Genomic DNA, 16,427 nt, shown 5'->3' on the forward strand with positions numbered 1-16,427 from the left:
GTGGGCGTCAGCGGTCCTTCGGATCGAGCAGCCACAGGCCGAGCACGACCAGGAACGACAGACAGAGGAAGCCGGCCCCCCACCAGGCCGTGCCGGTGTTGCCCTCCATCCACTCGTCGATCAGGATCGTCAGCCCCCAGAGCTGGCCGATGACGACGGTCATGGCCAGAGCGAGCCGGGCGGTCAGTTTCGAGGAGCGTTCGGGGTCCTGGTCGGTGCCCGCTCCGGGCCCGGGGCCGGTGTGCCGGACGCGGGGGTCCCCGTATCCGCTGGTGGGGCGGATCTGCGGATAGCGCTCGTGGACGGGCCGGTTCAGTACGGGGTCCGCGCTGCCGGGGTGGTAGGTCGGGTAGTGGCTGCCCGGGGGCGGCAGCGGCTGCTCGGGGTGCGGGGTGTCGTTCATGTCCGCCTGCCCGGGTTCTCGGCGGTGGCGGACACCGCACCGGTTCGCCGGCCGGGGCCGGTGGCCCGGGGCGGGGATTCGGCTCCGCCGCCGATGTCGGGGCAGCCGATACGGGTCGCGAGGTCGGGGCGCTCGCCGCCGAGCTGGCGACAGAGGCCTTCCTCGACGCTCTCGCCGGAGCGGGTGGTGCCCACGGCCCAGATGCTTCCGTCGCCCTGTTCGATGACCACGACCTTCGGCAGCCCTCGGGGCGGCGGCCCGGCGGTGACCTCGCCGGACCGGGCGTCGAAGACTCCCTCGTGGCACGGGCAGTACAGCTCGCCCTCGCTGCCCCGGTCCTTGCGCCACAGCACGGCGCAGGCGAGGTGGGTGCAGACGGCCGAGTAGCCGACGAGGGTGCCGTCGTCGAGGCGGACGGCCACGGCCCGGTCCTCCTCGCCCGGGTAGCGGAACGCGATCGACTCGCCGGGCAGGAGCTGCCCGGCGATGCGCTTCGGCTCGGAGGCCTTGCCCTCCTCGCCGTCGCCGTGGCGGTGGAGGATGCCGGCCGCCACTCCGATGCCGCCGACGGCGAGACCGCCGGAGACGGTGGTGACGATCCGGAGGTAGTCCCGCCGGGTGGTGAGGGAGTCGGCGGCGATCCGGTCCTGGAGCGCCTCGCGCGGGTCTCCCCCGGCGGGGTGCTCGCCGCCCGGCTGCTGGTCGGTGACGCTCATCGGCGGACGTCCTTCCCGTTGATCTCGACGACGGGAAGGCCGCCGGGGACCGGCCACTGGACCCGTTCGGCGGGGACGACCATGGCCACGCCGGTGCGGACCTCGGTCTCGCCGAAGACGAAGGTGTCGGCGACCTGGACGCCGGGGCGCTCCGCCTGGAGTTCCTCGACGGTTCCGTAGAAGAGCGCTCCGGTCGGGCAGACGGTGGCGCACATGGGGGCGAGGCCGTAGGCGGTGCGGTCGTAGCAGAGGTTGCACTTCATCTGGAGCTTCGCCTGGAGGTCGATCTTCGGTACGCCGAAGGGGCAGGCGTTGACGCAGTTGGAGCAGCCGATGCAGCGGGTGGTGTCGGCCTGCTGCACCACACCGTCGGCGGTCACCAGGATCGCGTCGGCGGGGCAGACCTCGGCGCACGGGGCGACCGGGTCCTCGCAGTGCATACAGACGGTGGGAAGGGAGGCGACGGAGTGGCCCTCGTCGGTGTAGTCGAGGTGGATCATCGATTTGCCGCGGTGCGAGTCGCATTCGCGGCAGGCGGAGACACAGGCCTGGCAGCCGATGCAGCGCCCCGGGTCGATGAAGATCGTTCTTCCCATCATGGGGGATCAGCTCCTCTCCGAGGTGCCACGGCCTTGTGGGGCCGTGGGAGGCAGCGGGTCGGTACGGGAGACCTGGGTCTCCGGGTAGGCGACATGGCCGGGGGCGACCGGCGGGGCGGGGACCTCGTCGATCCGCTCGGCGTGCTCGATGCGGCAGGCGCACACCTTGTACTCGGGGATCTTGGACCGGGGGTCGAGGGCGTCGATGGTGAGGGCGTTGGCCGCGGTGGGGACGGGCCAGTGGTACGGGACGAACACGGTGTCGGGGCGGATCGCCTCGGTGACCAGGGCGGGGAAGACCTCGCTGCCGCGCCGGGTGACGACGCGGACGGGCTCGCCGTTGCGGAAGCCGTGCGAGGGGTGGATCTCGGCCCAGGGGCGCGGGGTCTGTTCGACGAGGGCGCCGAGCCTGCGGGTCTGGTTGCCGGAGAGGAAGTGGGCGACGGTGCGGCCGGTGGTGAGCGACATGGGGTGCTCGTCGTCGTACGGGTCCATCGGCGGGTGCCATTCGACGACCTGGAGGTGGATCTTGCCGTCGGGGTGGTAGGTCTTTCCGTCCTCGAAGAGCCGGGGGGTGCCGGGGTGGTCGGTGGTGGGGCAGGGCCAGGCGATGCCGCCGGTCTCCTCCAGCCGTTCGTAGGTGATGCCGTAGTAGTCGTTGACGGTGCCGGCGGAGGCGATGCGCAGCTCGTCGAAGACCGACCGGGAGTCGGGGAAGTCGAACTTGTCACCGGCGCCGAGCCGGCGGGCGAGTTCGCAGATCGCCCAGGTGTCGGTGCGGACGCCGGGGGGCGGGTCCTGGGCCTTGTTGTGCTTGACCACGCGGGCTTCCGCGTTGGCCATCACCCCTTCGTCCTCGGCCCAGGTGGTGACGGGGAAGACGACATGGGCGTTGGCAGCGGTCTCGGAGAGGAAGAAGTCGAATTGCGCGTGGAACTCGGTGGTGTCGTACCCCTCCTTGACCACCCGGTAGTTGGGCAGGGAGACGAAGGGGTTGTTGCAGATGCCGATCAGGCCGCGGATCTCGCGGCGCTGCATCTGCCAGACCATTTCCATCATGGAGGTCCCGGCGAGCGGGAGTTCGGACTCCTCGATGCCCCAGATCTCGCAGATCTGGCGGCGGTGCTCCTCGTTCATGATGGAGCGTCCGCCGGGGAGGAGGTCGGACTTCTGGCCGTGCTCACGGCCGCCCTGCCCGTTGCCCTGGCCGGTGATGGTGCCGTAGCCGGCGCCGGGTTTGCCGATGTGACCGGTGGCGGTGCAGAGGTTGATCACGGAGAGGCAGTTCTCGACGCCCTGCGAGTGGTGTTCGATGCCTCGGGCGTGCCAGGCCATGGCCTTGGGCGCGCGGGCGAAGGTCCGGGCGACCTGGACGATCTGCTCGGCGGGGATCCCGCAGATCGCGGCGGCGCGGGAGGGCGGGTATTCGGCGGCCTTGGCCTTGACCTCCTCCCAGCCGGTGGCGTGGGCGGCGAGGTAGTTCTCGTCGGTGAGCCCTTCCTCGATGACGACGTGCAGGACGGAGGTGAAGAAGGCGGAGTCGGTGCCGGGTTTGAGGGCGACGTGGATGTCGGCGGTCCGGGCGATGGCGGTCTCGCGCGGGTCGATGACGATGAGGCTGGCCCCGCGGTCCCGGGCTCCCCAGACGTACTGGGTCATCACGGGGAAGCACTCGCCGACGTTGGAGCCGGCGATGAGCAGGCAGTCGGTGAGGAGGATGTCGGAGAAGGGGTTGCCGGCCCGGTCGATGCCGAAGGCCAGCTTGTTGGCGCCCGCGGCACTGACCATGCAGAGGCGGCCGTTGTAGTCGACGTGCCGGGTCTTGAGCGCGACCCGGGCGAACTTGCCCACCAGATAGGTCTTCTCGGAGAACAGGCTGGCCCCGCCGAGGAGCCCGAAGGCGTCGTTGCCGTGCGTCTGCTGGATGCGCTTGATCTCGGAGACGGTGAAGTCGAGCGCCTCGTCCCAGGAGACCTCGCGGAACTCCTCGTCGCGGGAGCGGCGCATCAGCGGGGCGGTGAGCCGGTCGGGGTGGTTGACCTGCTGATAGGCGTTGATGCCCTTGGGGCAGAGCCGCATCCGGTTGATGTCGTGGTTGCGGGGTTCGACGCCGAAGACCTTGCCGCCCCGGTCCACGCGCAGATACATCCCGCACTGGACGCCGCAGAAGCAGCAGTGGGTCGGCACGAGCGTCTCGCCGTTCTGGTCGGCGTGCCACTGGTCGGCCGGGATGCCGCCGGCGTCCCGGAAGGCGCGGGTGCCGGGTGGGGCGAGGGAGGGGTCCAGGGGGATGAAGGTGCGGCGGTCGGCAGCAGCTCGCGGTTCCGCGGTCACTTGAAGCCCTTCTTCACATGGGAGAGGTAGGCGCTGCCGCGCAGCACCCGCTTGCAGCGCGGGCAGTACTCGGCCCAGGAGTCGAAGTCGAGCCGGAGGTCGCGCATGGTGCCGCGCAGGTTCTCGACGTAGGGCCCGGTGTCGATGGGTTCCTCGCAGCGGCGGCAGGCGAACACCTCGTCGTCCTTGCGGCCGGTGTACTTGAACAGCTGCATGCCGACCGCGGCCGGGCGCTGGACGATGTGGAAGAACTTGCCGAACGGGATGTAGATGAGGGTGAAGACCACCGACACCATGTGCAGGATCGCCAGGAACTGGTAGCCGCCACCGTGCAGGAAGACCGAGGAGAAGGTGAGCAGCAGACCCGTCACGGAGATGACGATGAGCGCGATCAGCGGCACGAGGTCGTAGGCGAAGCGCTGGCCGGTGATGGCGCCGCGGTCCTTCATCCGGCGCCACAGGAAGTACGAGGCGCCGGGGATGACGAGGACGGCGGCGATGTCCAGGCCGTGGAACATCAGCCAGCCGAGGAGGTTGAGGGAGTCGAAGCCGAGGATCTTGAAGCCCCAGATCCGCATCTCGTAGCCGGGACCCGAGCCGCTGCCGGAGGTGAAGGTGAACCAGCCCCAGGTGAGCGGGAAGGTGATCAGGGCGGCGAGGATGCAGCCCCAGAAGATCAGCTGGTGGGCGGCCCAGCGGGCGTGGGAGCGGGCTCCGAGGAACTTCTGGAAGCCGAGATAGGTGGCGATCATCTTCGGCAGGGCGGTGGGCGCCCGACGGAAGTTGTCCAGGGAGAAGAAGCTGCGCCAGCCCTGTTTGAAGAGGCGTCGGGCGCCGGGGGCGGAGATCCACACTGTGTACCGGTAGGCGACGCCGAACGCGAGGAAGACCGTGGCCACGGCATAGGGGAGGAGGGCCGAGTCGAAGTTGCGGAGCATCCGGCTGCCGAGCACGATCGCGAGGATCAGCAGGGCGGAGACCGCCGCTCCGACGAGCGTGGCCCGGGTGGTGACGGACCGGGGGCCGGTCGCGGCGGGGGGCGTGGCCGCGGTTCCGTCGGGGGCGTGGGGCTCGGCTGCTGCGGTGGCTTCAGAGGGCTCGGTCACCCGGCCACCGTAGGACTGTTTGGGCGGATTCAACCCGTTTTGGAGGGTGAGAGGGTGAGCGGGTCGCCCGGACAGTCGCAAGGGTCGCCTTGCCTGGGCCGGGTCCGGACCCCCTGCCCGTGCGGGGCCTTGCGCACCGCTGCCGGCTCGCCGGTACGTTCGAGGCGCATCGGCCCGTGCTCCCCCGCGGGCCCCGATCCCGACCGGAGGAGCCGCACATGACCCACGATGACAAGGCCCCCGCCCTCCCGCCCCTGCTGGACGCGCTGACCGATGTGGCCGGGATCCGCGTCGGCCATGCCGAGGTCGCCGGAGCGGGTGCGTTGAGCGGTACGACCGTCGTCCTGGCGCCCGAGGGCGGGGCCGTGGCCGCCGTGGACGTGCGGGGCGGCGGGCCGGGTACGCGGGAGACGGACGCGCTGGATCCGCGCAATCTGGTGCAGCGGGTCGACGCCGTCGTCCTCACGGGCGGCAGCGCGTACGGGCTCGATGCCACGTCCGGGGTGATGGCCTGGCTGGAGGAGCAGGGCCGGGGTGTCCGGGTCGGCGCGGGCCCCACCCAGGTGGTCCCGGTCGTTCCGGCCGCCGCCCTCTTCGACCTCGGCCGGGGCGGCGACTGGCGGGCCCGCCCCGACGCGTCGACCGGCCGCGCGGCGGTGGAGGCCGCGGCCGCCACGGGGCCCGGGGAGCCGGTCGCCGAGGGCGGCGTGGGCGCGGGTACCGGCGCGGTGGCCGGGCAGCTGAAGGGCGGCATCGGCACGGCGAGCGCCCGCCTCGCCTCCGGGGTCACGGTGGCCGCCCTCGTCGCGGTGAACGCGGCGGGCTCGGTGGTCGACCCCCGGACCGGGGTGCTGTTCGGGGAGTACGGGGCCGGGGAGCCGCCGGCGCAGCCTCCGGCCGAGGTCCACGCGGCGGCGGAGCGCCGTCTCGCCCGGGAGCGGGAAGCGGCGGAGGAGGCCGGGGGCGGGGTTCCGCCGTTCAACACGACGATCGCGGTCGTCGCCACGGACGCGGACCTGACCCGGGCGCAGGCCCAGAAGCTGGCGGGCACCGCGCACGACGGCCTGGCACGCGCGGTGCGCCCGGTGCATCTGCTGACCGACGGGGACACCGTGTTCACGCTCGCGACCGGGCAGGCGCCGGTGCCGTCGGGCGATCCGGTCGCCGTCAACGAGATCCTGGCGGCGGGCGCCGACGTCCTGGCGCGGGCCATCGTGAAGGCGGTGCGCGCGGCCCGGAGCACCGAGGGGCCGGGCGGCAGACTCCTCTCGTACACGGAGCTGTACGGCGGCAAGGCCTGATCCGAACGACAGGTTCCGGGGGCGCGCGGCGCGAGCGAGGGGCGCGCGGGCAGCCGACTCACCCTCGGCGCCCGGGAGTTCACCCCAAGCGCCCGAAATGCACCGGGAACACGCGGGGAACTTTCTGCGTGCGCCCTACGTTTTTACCAACCCCGGTCACGATGTCGGACCCAGGGACTACGTTAAGCACGCATCAAGTAACACGCGGCGACGGCCTGGAGACACCACCTTGAGCGATCCGTACGAGACAACCGAGCACCACCTCGACCGACTCCTGCGACGCGCCCTCAACTCCTTCGACCTTCCCGACAGTACGGTCGACCGGCTCGGCACCGCGCTCGCCCACAGCAGTTCGCTGCACTCGTCGCACCACAGTTCCGTGCTGCACCGCGAGACCTACCGTCACACGTATCTCCTCGCCGACGGCTCCGCCCTGACCCTGTGGGAGCTGGTGCACAGCGGAGGGCGGGATGTGCGGGCCCCGCGCCGGCACGAGCTGTACGACGAGGAGGGCGACGCCCGCATCGCCGCGTCCCGGCTGGCCGGAAGTTTCTCCGACTCCCCGCTCTTCGGCGACGAGGGGATACAGGAGGCGCAGGGGGATCTGGAGATGCTGACGGTCCTGATGCCCGCCCCTCCGGCCCCGCTCCCCCGGACGTACGCGCCGGACAACTCCGCGGACCACGCCCGCCGGGTGCTGCGCCGCGCGGAGAACGCCGACCGGCCGGGCGAGCAGAAGGCGCGGCTGCTCCGGTCCGCCTTCGCCCACCACATCACCCAGATCTTCGGGCGGCAGTGCCACGTCGACGGCCGGACGGCCGGATTCACGCTCTACGAGCACGCGTTCCTGCTGCTGGACGGCAGCGAGACGAGCCTGTGGGAGGTCGAGCACACGGCGACGCCCGACGGCCGCCACATGTGCGAGGTGTACGAGGACGAGCACACCGCCCGTGCGGCGATGGAGAGCCGCACCCGGATCTGCTGACCCGGGCCGGCGGTCAGTTCGCGTCAGCCTCTGTGGACGCGTCGTCCTCCACGTGGGCGCGCGGGCGGGCGGGCAGGGCGAACATCACCAGGAAGATCACCGAGAGCACTCCGGCCACCCACCACAGCGACTGCTGGAACGCGTCGACGAACGCCGGGCCGACCGCCTCCGGGGCAAGCCGGTCGCCGATCGCGCCGAAGAAGACGACGGACACCAGGCCGAGGCCGAGCGCCGTCCCCATCTGCTGCACGGTGTTGATCAGGCCGGACGCCGAACCGGCGTGCTCCTTGGGCACTTCGGAGAGCACCGCGTCGGTCAGCGGAGCCACGATCAGCCCCATGCCCGCGCCCATGACCACCAGCGGGACGGCCATCTGCCAGGACGTGATGCCCATGCCGTACTGCTCGCTCTCCCAGAGGTAGATCAGCAGCCCGGCGACCATGAGGAGCGCACCGGCCTGGAGGACCTTGCGGCCGAAGCGGGGCACCAGCTGCTGCACGGAGATCCCGGCGGCCACCGAGACGGCGACGGAGAACGGGATGCCCGTCGCGCCGGCGCGCAGCACGCTCCAGCCGAGACCCATCTGCATGTAGAGGGTCCAGACCAGGAAGAAGATGCCGAGGCCGACGCCGAAGGTCAGCTGCACGGCGATGCCGGCGGCGAAGCTCTTCACCCGGAACAGGGACATCTCGATCAGCGGCGAGCCGTCGGTCAGCGTCTTCTGCCGCTGGTTCAGGACCAGCGCCCCGAACACGAACAGGCTGCCCACCATCGACAGATGGCCCCACAGCGGCCAGCCCAGCTCGTGGCCCCGGGTGAGCGGGTAGATGAGCATCAGCATCGCCAGGGTGATCAGGGCGACGCCGAGAAGGTCGAGACGGACCGCCTTGGGCGCCTTGGACTCGGTGATGAACTTCGCGCCGAGGAGCAGACCGGCGATGCCGACGGGCAGGTTGATCAGGAAGATCGGCCGCCAGCCGAGCCCGAAGAGGTCCCACTCGGTGAGCAGCGCGCCCAGCAGCGGGCCGGAGACCGCGCCGAGTCCGACGATCGCGCCGAAGAGTCCGAAGACCTTGCCGCGCTCGTGGGCCGGGAAGGTGGCGTGCACGATCGAGAGGACCTGCGGCACCATCAGGGCCGCCGTCGCGCCCTGGAGGATGCGGGCGGCGACCAGTATCTCCGGGCTGGGCGCGACACCGCAGAGGGCGGAGGCGAGCGTGAATCCGCCGATGCCGATGAGGAAGAGCCGCTTGCGCCCGTAGATGTCGCCGAGCCGGCCGCCCGTGATCAGCCCGGCCGCGAACGCGAGGGCATAACCGGCGGTGATCCACTGGATCGCGGAGACCGATGCCTCGGTCTCGCGCTGGATGCTCGGGATCGCGATGTTGACGATCGTGACGTCGACCAGGTCCATGAAGGCCGCGGTCATCACGATGGCGAGCGCGAACCAGCGACGCCGGTCGGCCGGGGCGGACCCGGGTGCGACCGCTGTCTTCACCGGCGCGGGCGGTGCAGGCGGGGCGGGCGGTGCGAGGTGCGACGCCGCGAGGGGCGGGGGTGCGGAAGAAGGCATGGGAGGAACCTAGGCAGCCATCAGGTCAGATCATGACCTGATGGCCCGGCATCCTGAGGCCATGTCCGACACCCCCGCACGACTGCTGAAACTGCTGTCGCTCCTCCAGACCCCGCGCGAGTGGCCGGGCGGTGAGCTGGCCGAGCGGCTCGACGTCAGCCCGCGCACGATCCGCCGCGATGTCGACCGGCTGCGCGACCTGGGCTACCCGGTCGAGGCCTCGCGCGGCTCGGCGGGTGGCTATCGGCTGGTGGCGGGCGCCGCCATGCCGCCCCTGCTGCTGGACGACGAGGAGGCGGTGGCCATCGCGGTCGGGCTGCGGGCCGGGGCCGGGCACGCGATCGAGGGCGTCGACGAGGCTTCCGTACGGGCGTTGGCGAAGCTGGAGCAGGTGCTCCCCTCGCGGCTGCGGCACCGGGTCTCCGCGCTCCAGAACGCCACCGTGCCGCTGACCCGCGGCGACGGCGCGACCATCGACCCGCGAACCCTGACGACGCTGGCTTCGGCGGCCACCGGGCGGGAGCGGCTGAGGTTCGCGTACCGCAGCGGCGACGGCACCCGGACGAAGCGGCAGGTCGAGCCGTACCGGCTGGTGAGCACCGGGCAGCGCTGGTATCTGGTGGCGTACGACCTGGACCGGGAGGACTGGCGCACGTTCCGGGTGGACCGGGTCGGCGAGCCGTACGCGACGGGGGCCCGGTTCGTCCCGAGACCGCTGCCCGTGGACGGGACGAAGGGCGAGGGCGGCGACGAAGGCGGGGGCGTCGGCAAGGGCGGGGGCGGGGACGCGGCGAGGTTCCTGGCCCGGTCGATGCGGCGGATGAAGCCGGAGCTGCGCCTCGATGTGTGGTTCGGCGGGCCGGCGGAGTTCGTGGCGGCGCGGCTGCCCGCGCACCTCGGGGCGCCGGATCCGGACGGCGAGGGCGGCTGCCGGCTGCGGACCTCGTGCACCGACTCGCTGGAGTGGGTGGCGCTGCGGCTGGCGTTGGTGGACTGCGAGTTCTCCGTACGGGAGCCGCCGGAGCTGGTGGCGTACCTGGAGAGTCTCGGCGCCCGGCTGACCCGCGCCGCCCGGCCCGGGGACCGGCCTCTGCCCCGGCCTGCCGGCCCGGAACAGGGATGAGCCCCGACGCCGGGGGGGTGGGCGCCGGGGCTCAGCTCAGGGACCGGTGAAAACCGGTCGGGTGACCGGAATGACCCGGTCGGTCAGCCGGTGCGAACCGGCTTGATGGGGAGATTACGGGTTATTGGCTCACGCCGCAGCGTCAAAGCCCGTGTCGTGAGCCATTCGCTTCAATTCGAGCAGCGCGTGCTTCTCTATCTGGCGGATCCGCTCCCGGGTGAGGCCGTGCTGCTTGCCCACTTCGGTCAGGGTCCGCTCGCGCCCGTCCTCGATGCCGTACCGCATCTTGATGATCGAGGCGGTCCTGTTGTCGAGCTTGCCGATCAGGTCCTCCAGCTCCTCACTGCGGAGCAGGGTCATCACCGACTGCTCGGGCGAGACGGCGGAGGTGTCCTCCAGCAGATCGCCGAACTGGGTGTCGCCGTCGTCGTCGACGGACATGTTCAGGCTGACCGGGTCGCGGGCCCAGTCCAGGACGTTGCCCACGCGCTCGGCGTTGGAGTCGAGCTCGGCGGCGATCTCCGCGTGCTCCGGGTCGCGCCCGTGCTCGCGGTTGAACTCGCGCTGCACCCGGCGGATCCGGCCGAGCTCCTCCACCAGGTGGACGGGGAGCCGGATCGTGCGCGACTGGTCGGCGATCGACCGGGTGATGGCCTGCCGGATCCACCACGTCGCGTACGTGGAGAACTTGAAGCCCTTGGCGTAGTCGAACTTCTCGACCGCGCGCACCAGGCCCGCGTTGCCCTCCTGGATCAGGTCGAGCAGAGGGAGCCCCGCGCGCGGGTAGCGGCGGGCCACGGCGACGACGAGCCGGAGGTTGGAACGGATGAATATGTCCTTGGCGCGCTCGCCCTCGGCGACCAGCGCCTCCAGCTCCTCACGCTTCGCGTCACCGGCGGCGCTCTCCACCTCGCCGTCGAGGATCTGCTGGGCGTAGACGCCCGCCTCGATGGTCTGGGAGAGGTCGACTTCCTTGGCGGCGTCGAGCAGCGGTGTGCGGGCGATCTCGTCCAGGTACATGCCGACCAGGTCGCGGTCGGCGATTTCCCCGCCCCCGGCGCGAACACTGCTTGCCCTGCCGGTCCCACCGGAGGTGGTGGACGTACGACGGGCGACGGCACGGGTTGCCATGCGTGCTCCCTTGCTGAGTAGGTCGCGACACCCTTTCGGGTGCCCTGCATCCGATGGAAACAACGACTGGAATCCGGACAGAATTCCCATGCTGCACATTCATTTTCGTGACCATGCAGTACCCTGTCCGCCGCCGACCGGCGGATGCAGCTTCCGGCTTTCGCCGGACGCGCAGGTCAGAGCCGGTTCCGGGGACGATCGGGCCGCTTTCCGGCTCTCCGGCCGGATACCCGGAATCAGTGCGTCCATGAGACCGCGCTCACCTTCACGCCCGCCTCTCCCCCAACCGGCCGGCCCAGGTCCGGACCCGGGTCCAGGAGGGCCGCGCTCCCGCCGTGAAAGACGTGCCGGGCGCCGTTCGGGTTGCTCAGGATGTCCGCGGCGTGCCGGGCCGACCGGTCCTAGGACCTCGGACCGATCCGGCCGGTGACCGCGGCCGGATCGGCCCGGGACCGGGGTCCCGGGCCGACCGGGACCGCAGCCCGATCCGCCCCCGCCCGCCCGCGCCTAGCGTGATCGACACGAACCGCACGGACGCCAAGGACGCCGCGGACACGACAGATACCGCTGACGGCACGGACACCACGGGAGCGTGATCGGCATGGACGACACCACGGGCACCCTCGACGAAGCTCTGGAGCGCATCCACGTCTCGGGGCCGGAGCGCGACGGCTGGCTCAGCAATCACGCGCCGATGGCCGTGGAGGCCCTGGTGCGGCACGGCCAGGCGTCGGCCGTGCACCGCTGGCTGGACCGTTACGGCCCGAAGCTGGAGGAGATGCCGGTCACCGGCGCCCCGGTGACCGCCCGGAACTGGCACGAGGCGCTGGGCGACCCGCGCCGTGTCGCCGACTGGACGGCGTACTTCGAGCGGGAGACGGCCCGGGCGCCCTGGCGTGACGTGCTCGCCGCGTGGTGGCCCCGGCTGCTGCCGGGCATCGCGGCGGGCGCCACGCATCCGGTGATCCGGGTGGGCCACTCCGTACGGACCCTGCTGACGGGCGAGGAGACCGCCCCGCGCGTCCGGGAGCTGGCCCACGCCCTCGGTTACTGGGCCGCCCGGCACCAGCCGCTGCCCGCCCTGACACCGCTCGGCCCGGCGCCGAGCGCGGCGGCGGCGCTGGATCTGGTGCCGCTGGTGCCCGACCGGAGCGGTGGCATCCGGGACCGGTTCGCGCAGCTGACCGGGTTTCCGGAGTGGCCGGCTCCGTGGCAGGCCACAGCTCCGGAGTCCACCAGTCCGAAGCCAACCAGCCCGGAACCTGCCGGTTCGAAGCCCACCGGCCCGGAACCTGCCGGTTCGGAATCCACCGGTCCGGAGCCTGCCGCCCCGGAGTCCGCCGGTCCGGGGCGCTTCAGCCCGGAGCCCGCCTCCGCCGACGCCGCCCGGTCCGCGCTCCGGGAGCTGGTCCGGGCCTCGACGCACCGGTACGCGACCCACGCGCACGGCGAGCCGATCATGCTGGTCCACGCGGCGACCGCGCCCAACGCGGTCCTGCGCACCCTGCCGGCCCTGCCCCGCGAGCTGTGGGCGCCGAGTCTGCGGGCCGCCTGGGCGGCGAGCGCGGCGGTCACCGCCGCCTACGCACCCCGGGAGGCGGCCCCCGTACCGGCGTCGGCCGGGGCCGCTCCGGACGCCGGGGAGCTGTTCGCCCGGGCGGCGGCGCACGGCGACGACCACACCATCAAGTTCACCGACACGGCGCTGGACGTGGGCGACGCGCTCGCGTTCTCCGCCGCCCGGCGCGCGATCGAGCTGAACCCGCCGGTGTTCTAGGACGGCGAGGACGGCGAGGACGGCGAGGACCCCGGACCCCGTACCCCTCAGCCGAACTGCACCGAGCGCTTCGCCAGCCCCATCCAGAACCCGTCGATGACGCTCCGCCCCCGGTCCAGCTCGTCCTCGGCCGCGCCCAGCGTCACGAACAGCGGTGCGAAGTGCTCGGTGCGCGGGTGGGCCAGCTTCCCGGCCGGGGATGTGTGCTCGAAGTCGAGCAGCGCGTCGATGTCCTGGGCCCGCAGCGCGCGGTCGCCCCAGTCGTCGAACTCCGCCGACCAGCCGGGCACCCCGCCGCCCTGGTGTCGCAGGGCGGCCAGGTTGTGCGTGAAGAAGCCGCTGCCGACGATCAGCACGCCCTCGTCGCGCAGAGGGGCGAGTTTGCGCCCGATCTCCATCAGCTTCTGCGGGTCGAGCGTCGGCATGGAGATCTGGAGTACGGGGATGTCCGCGTCCGGGAACATCTCCACCAGCGGTACGTACGCCCCGTGGTCCAGGCCGCGGTCCGGGATGTCCTGGACCGGCGTACCGGCGCCGCGCAGCAGCTTGCGGACGCTGTCGGCGAGCTGCGGCGCGCCGGGGGCCCCGTACCGCACCGCGTAGTAATGCTCGGGGAAGCCCCAGAAGTCGTATACGAGCGGCACCGGCTCGGTGGCTCCCAGCGCGAGCGGCGCCTCCTCCCAGTGGGCGGAGACCATCAGGATCGCGCGCGGGCGGGGCAGCCCCGCGGACCAGGCGGCGAGTTCGCCGGGCCAGACGGGATCGTCGGCCAGCGGCGGTGCGCCGTGCGAGAGGTAGAGGGCGGGCATCCGCTCTGCGGTGGCTGTCATGGCACTCCCCATCCACTGGACGCGGAACTCGTGGCGCCGGGCACCGCGTTGGATGCACAGGGCACTGGTTCCGGTCACGAACTCGTCCGAGCAGGAGTTTCCCGAGGTCATCCAGGGGATCGTTGTTAAGGGGTCCTGCGGAATCCGTACGGATCCACGCCGGAACCCTTGCGGGAACCTCCTCGGCAGGCTTCTTGAACCTTCAAGTTCCCACCCTCGGAGACCTTAGCCCTATCTAGTTAAACTTTCAAGAAAAGGTCGTACAGTGGAGTACATGACCACGGCACCCACCGGCGCGCCGCGCTGGCTCACCGACGAGGAGCAGCACGCCTGGCGCGCTTATCTGCATGCCACCACGCTGCTGGAGGATCACCTCGACCGCCAGTTGCAGCGCGATGCCGGCATGCCGCACATCTATTACGGACTGCTCGTCCAGCTCTCGCAGGCCCCGCGCCGCCGGATGCGGATGACGGAGCTGGCCCGGAACGCGAAGATCACCCGTTCCCGGCTCTCGCACGCCATCGCCCGGCTGGAGAAGAACGGCTGGGTGCGCCGCGAGGACTGCCCCTCCGACAAGCGCGGCCAGAACGCGGTGCTCACCGACGAGGGCTACGCGATGCTCCGCCGCTCGGCGCCGGGCCATGTCGAGGCCGTACGGCAGGCGATGTTCGACCGGCTCACGCCCGAGCAGGTGAGCAGCCTCGGGGAGATCATGCGAGTGCTCGCGACCGGCCTGGAGCCGGAGGGCACGGACGCGGATCTGCCCTGGCTCCGCTGAGCGACGGCTGAGCAACGGCTGAGCGGAACCAGGGCAGAGGACCTGCCCGGGCTTCGCGCTGTGCCCGGGCAGGTGGGAGAAGGAGGGAGCGGCGGTCGCCGTCAGTGGGCGACGACCGGGATCCTGAACTCCTCCTCGGCGCCCGCGTCGGACACGCCGTCCGCCCCGCCGCTCGTCCCCGTTCCGGGGCGGCCGGTGTTGATGAGGGCGATCGCGATGGCGGCCGCGGCGACGAGGATGCCGACCGCCCACCAGATCGCGGCGGCGAAACCGCTGACCATGGCCTGGAGCTCCAGGAGCTGCGGGTCGGTGGCACGGGCCGCGTGGTCGGCGACGTACGCGGTGGTGGCGCTCGCGGCGATGGTGTTCAGCAGAGCGGTGCCGATGGCGCCGCCGACCTGCTGCGAGGTGTTGACCATCGCGGAGGCCACTCCCGCGTCACGCGGCTCGATGCCGTGCGTGGCCAGGGACATCGCCGGCATGAACGCCGTACCCATACCGAGGCCGAGCAGCAGCATGCCGGGCAGGATGACGGCCGAGTAGCTGGTGTTCAGGTCCAGCTGCGTCAGCAGCAGCATGCCGACCGCGGCGACCAGGAATCCGGGGCCCATCAGCAGACGCGGCGGGACCCGGGTCATCAGCCGGGTGCCGATCTGGGTGGAGCCGGTGATCATTCCCACGATCATCGGCATGAACGCGAAGCCGGTCTTGACCGGGGAGTAGCCCTTCACGACCTGGAGGTAGTAGGTCAGGAAGAGGAACAGCCCGAACATCGCGATGATGGCGAGACCCAGCGAGAGGTAGACCCCGCCCCGGTTGCGCTCGGTGAGGACGCGCAGCGGCAGCAGCGGCGACTTCACGCGCGCCTCGGTCACGACGAAGGCCAGCAGCAGCACGGCGGCGGCGATGAACATGGAGACGGTCAGCGCGTCCGACCAGCCGGCCGACTCGGCGCGGGTGAAGCCGTACACCAGGGCGACCAGGCCGAGCGTGGAGAGCACGACGCCGGGGATGTCCAGCGGTGCGCGGTTGCGGGCGCCGGAGGGCTCGCGGATGACGAAGTACGCGCCCGCGGCGGCGACGATGGCGAACGGGATGTTGACGAAGAACGTCCAGCGCCAGTTCAGGTATTCGGTGAGGAAGCCGCCGAGGATCAGCCCGACCGCGCCACCGCCACCGGCGATGGCCCCGTAGATGCCGAAGGCCTTGGCCCGCTCCTTGGCGTCGGTGAACATCACGGCGAGCAGGGACAGGGCGGCCGGGGCGAGCAGGGCGCCGAAGACACCCTGGAGGGCCCGGGAGCCGAACATCATCGCCTCGTTCTGGGCCGCTCCGCCGAGCGCGGAGGCCAGCGCGAAGCCGATCAGACCGACGACGAAGGTGCGCTTGCGCCCCCAGAGGTCGGCGATCCGGCCGCCGAAGAGGAGCAGCCCGCCGAAGGCGAGGGCGTAGGCGGTGATGACCCACTGCTTGTTGCCGTCGGAGATGCCGAGGTCGGTCTGGGCGGAGGGCAGCGCGATGTTCACGATGGTCGCGTCGAGGACGACCATCAGCTGGGCGAGCGCGATGAAGGCGAGGGCCTTCCAGCGGCTCGGATCAGGAAGGGCGGTGTCTGCCGTTCGGGACAGACCGGCTGTTTTTGGCATGGGTGTAGCCACCTAAGGACGTGCGAGGGCGCCGAGGCGTCGCGAAGTGGGCGTCGGCGGTACGTACCGGTGTACGCGCGACGGATGAAGTGGGCTGTGACGGAGGGGAACGACTACGTGTACGG

14 protein-coding genes are annotated in these 16,427 nt (G+C 71.6%); 5 read left to right on the top strand and 9 right to left on the bottom strand.

What is annotated here, in order from left to right; genetic code table 11:
* Positions 1–7: 7 nt before the first annotated feature.
* The 5 genes from G3I54_RS35535 to G3I54_RS35555 are packed head-to-tail and all read right to left on the bottom strand — an operon-like array spanning position 8 to position 5,158.
* Entirely contained in the window at positions 8–403 is a 396-nt protein-coding gene (locus G3I54_RS35535; RefSeq protein ID WP_164618647.1) for a hypothetical protein, read from the bottom strand.
* Positions 400–1,119, bottom strand: coding sequence for a Rieske (2Fe-2S) protein (locus G3I54_RS35540; RefSeq protein WP_164618645.1), 720 nt, complete (start codon positions 1,117–1,119; stop codon positions 400–402). The genes G3I54_RS35535 and G3I54_RS35540 overlap by 4 nt, the downstream gene beginning before the upstream one ends.
* Positions 1,116–1,718, bottom strand: a complete 603-nt coding sequence (locus G3I54_RS35545) for a 4Fe-4S dicluster domain-containing protein (protein WP_007452552.1) — start codon at positions 1,716–1,718, stop codon at positions 1,116–1,118. The genes G3I54_RS35540 and G3I54_RS35545 overlap by 4 nt, the downstream gene beginning before the upstream one ends.
* A 6-nt stretch (positions 1,719–1,724) precedes the next feature.
* Complete coding sequence (locus G3I54_RS35550) at positions 1,725–4,052, bottom strand: molybdopterin oxidoreductase family protein (RefSeq protein WP_164618643.1); 2,328 nt, start codon at positions 4,050–4,052, stop codon at positions 1,725–1,727.
* Positions 4,049–5,158, bottom strand: coding sequence for an MFS transporter (locus tag G3I54_RS35555; protein WP_164618641.1), 1,110 nt, complete (start codon positions 5,156–5,158; stop codon positions 4,049–4,051). Before G3I54_RS35555 ends, G3I54_RS35550 begins: the two co-directional genes overlap by 4 nt.
* Positions 5,159–5,376: 218 nt before the next feature.
* On the opposite strand from G3I54_RS35555, the gene G3I54_RS35560 reads away from it, so the two are divergent.
* Both G3I54_RS35560 and G3I54_RS35565 read left to right on the top strand, forming a co-directional pair.
* Positions 5,377–6,459, top strand: coding sequence for a P1 family peptidase (locus G3I54_RS35560; RefSeq protein ID WP_164618639.1), 1,083 nt, complete (start codon positions 5,377–5,379; stop codon positions 6,457–6,459).
* 229 nt (positions 6,460–6,688) lie between these two features.
* Positions 6,689–7,444: a DUF6227 family protein gene (locus tag G3I54_RS35565; protein WP_164618636.1), complete on the top strand. Its 756-nt coding sequence runs from the start codon at positions 6,689–6,691 to the stop codon at positions 7,442–7,444.
* A 13-nt stretch (positions 7,445–7,457) separates the two neighbouring features.
* Here the strand turns inward: G3I54_RS35565 and G3I54_RS35570 are convergent, their stop codons facing one another.
* Positions 7,458–8,873: an MFS transporter gene (locus G3I54_RS35570; RefSeq protein ID WP_239144636.1), complete on the bottom strand. Its 1,416-nt coding sequence runs from the start codon at positions 8,871–8,873 to the stop codon at positions 7,458–7,460.
* Positions 8,874–9,078: 205 nt separating this feature from the next.
* On the opposite strand from G3I54_RS35570, the gene G3I54_RS35575 reads away from it, so the two are divergent.
* A complete protein-coding gene (locus tag G3I54_RS35575) occupies positions 9,079–10,140 on the top strand; it encodes a transcriptional regulator (RefSeq protein WP_164618634.1) in 1,062 nt (353 codons plus the stop codon).
* A 129-nt stretch (positions 10,141–10,269) separates the two neighbouring features.
* On the opposite strand, the gene G3I54_RS35580 is transcribed toward G3I54_RS35575, so the two are convergent.
* Complete coding sequence (locus G3I54_RS35580) at positions 10,270–11,271, bottom strand: sigma-70 family RNA polymerase sigma factor (protein ID WP_164618632.1); 1,002 nt, start codon at positions 11,269–11,271, stop codon at positions 10,270–10,272.
* A 601-nt stretch (positions 11,272–11,872) separates the two neighbouring features.
* On the opposite strand from G3I54_RS35580, the gene G3I54_RS35585 reads away from it, so the two are divergent.
* Positions 11,873–13,048 (top strand): questin oxidase family protein, encoded by a 1,176-nt coding sequence (locus tag G3I54_RS35585; protein ID WP_164618630.1) that lies wholly within the window; start codon positions 11,873–11,875, stop codon positions 13,046–13,048.
* Between the two features lie 47 nt (positions 13,049–13,095).
* On the opposite strand, the gene G3I54_RS35590 is transcribed toward G3I54_RS35585, so the two are convergent.
* Positions 13,096–13,878: a class III extradiol ring-cleavage dioxygenase gene (locus G3I54_RS35590; RefSeq protein ID WP_103508191.1), complete on the bottom strand. Its 783-nt coding sequence runs from the start codon at positions 13,876–13,878 to the stop codon at positions 13,096–13,098.
* 265 nt (positions 13,879–14,143) lie between these two features.
* On the opposite strand from G3I54_RS35590, the gene G3I54_RS35595 reads away from it, so the two are divergent.
* Positions 14,144–14,656 carry a MarR family transcriptional regulator gene (locus tag G3I54_RS35595; protein WP_164618628.1) on the top strand — a complete coding sequence of 171 codons (513 nt, stop codon included), beginning with the start codon at positions 14,144–14,146 and terminating at the stop codon, positions 14,654–14,656.
* Positions 14,657–14,757: 101 nt separating this feature from the next.
* Here the strand turns inward: G3I54_RS35595 and G3I54_RS35600 are convergent, their stop codons facing one another.
* Entirely contained in the window at positions 14,758–16,302 is a 1,545-nt protein-coding gene (locus G3I54_RS35600; protein WP_239144633.1) for an MFS transporter, read from the bottom strand.
* Between the last annotated feature and the right edge of the window lie 125 nt (positions 16,303–16,427).

It is taken from the genome of Streptomyces sp. SID14515, from assembly GCF_010548505.1.
GTDB lineage: Bacteria > Actinomycetota > Actinomycetes > Streptomycetales > Streptomycetaceae > Streptomyces > Streptomyces caviscabies.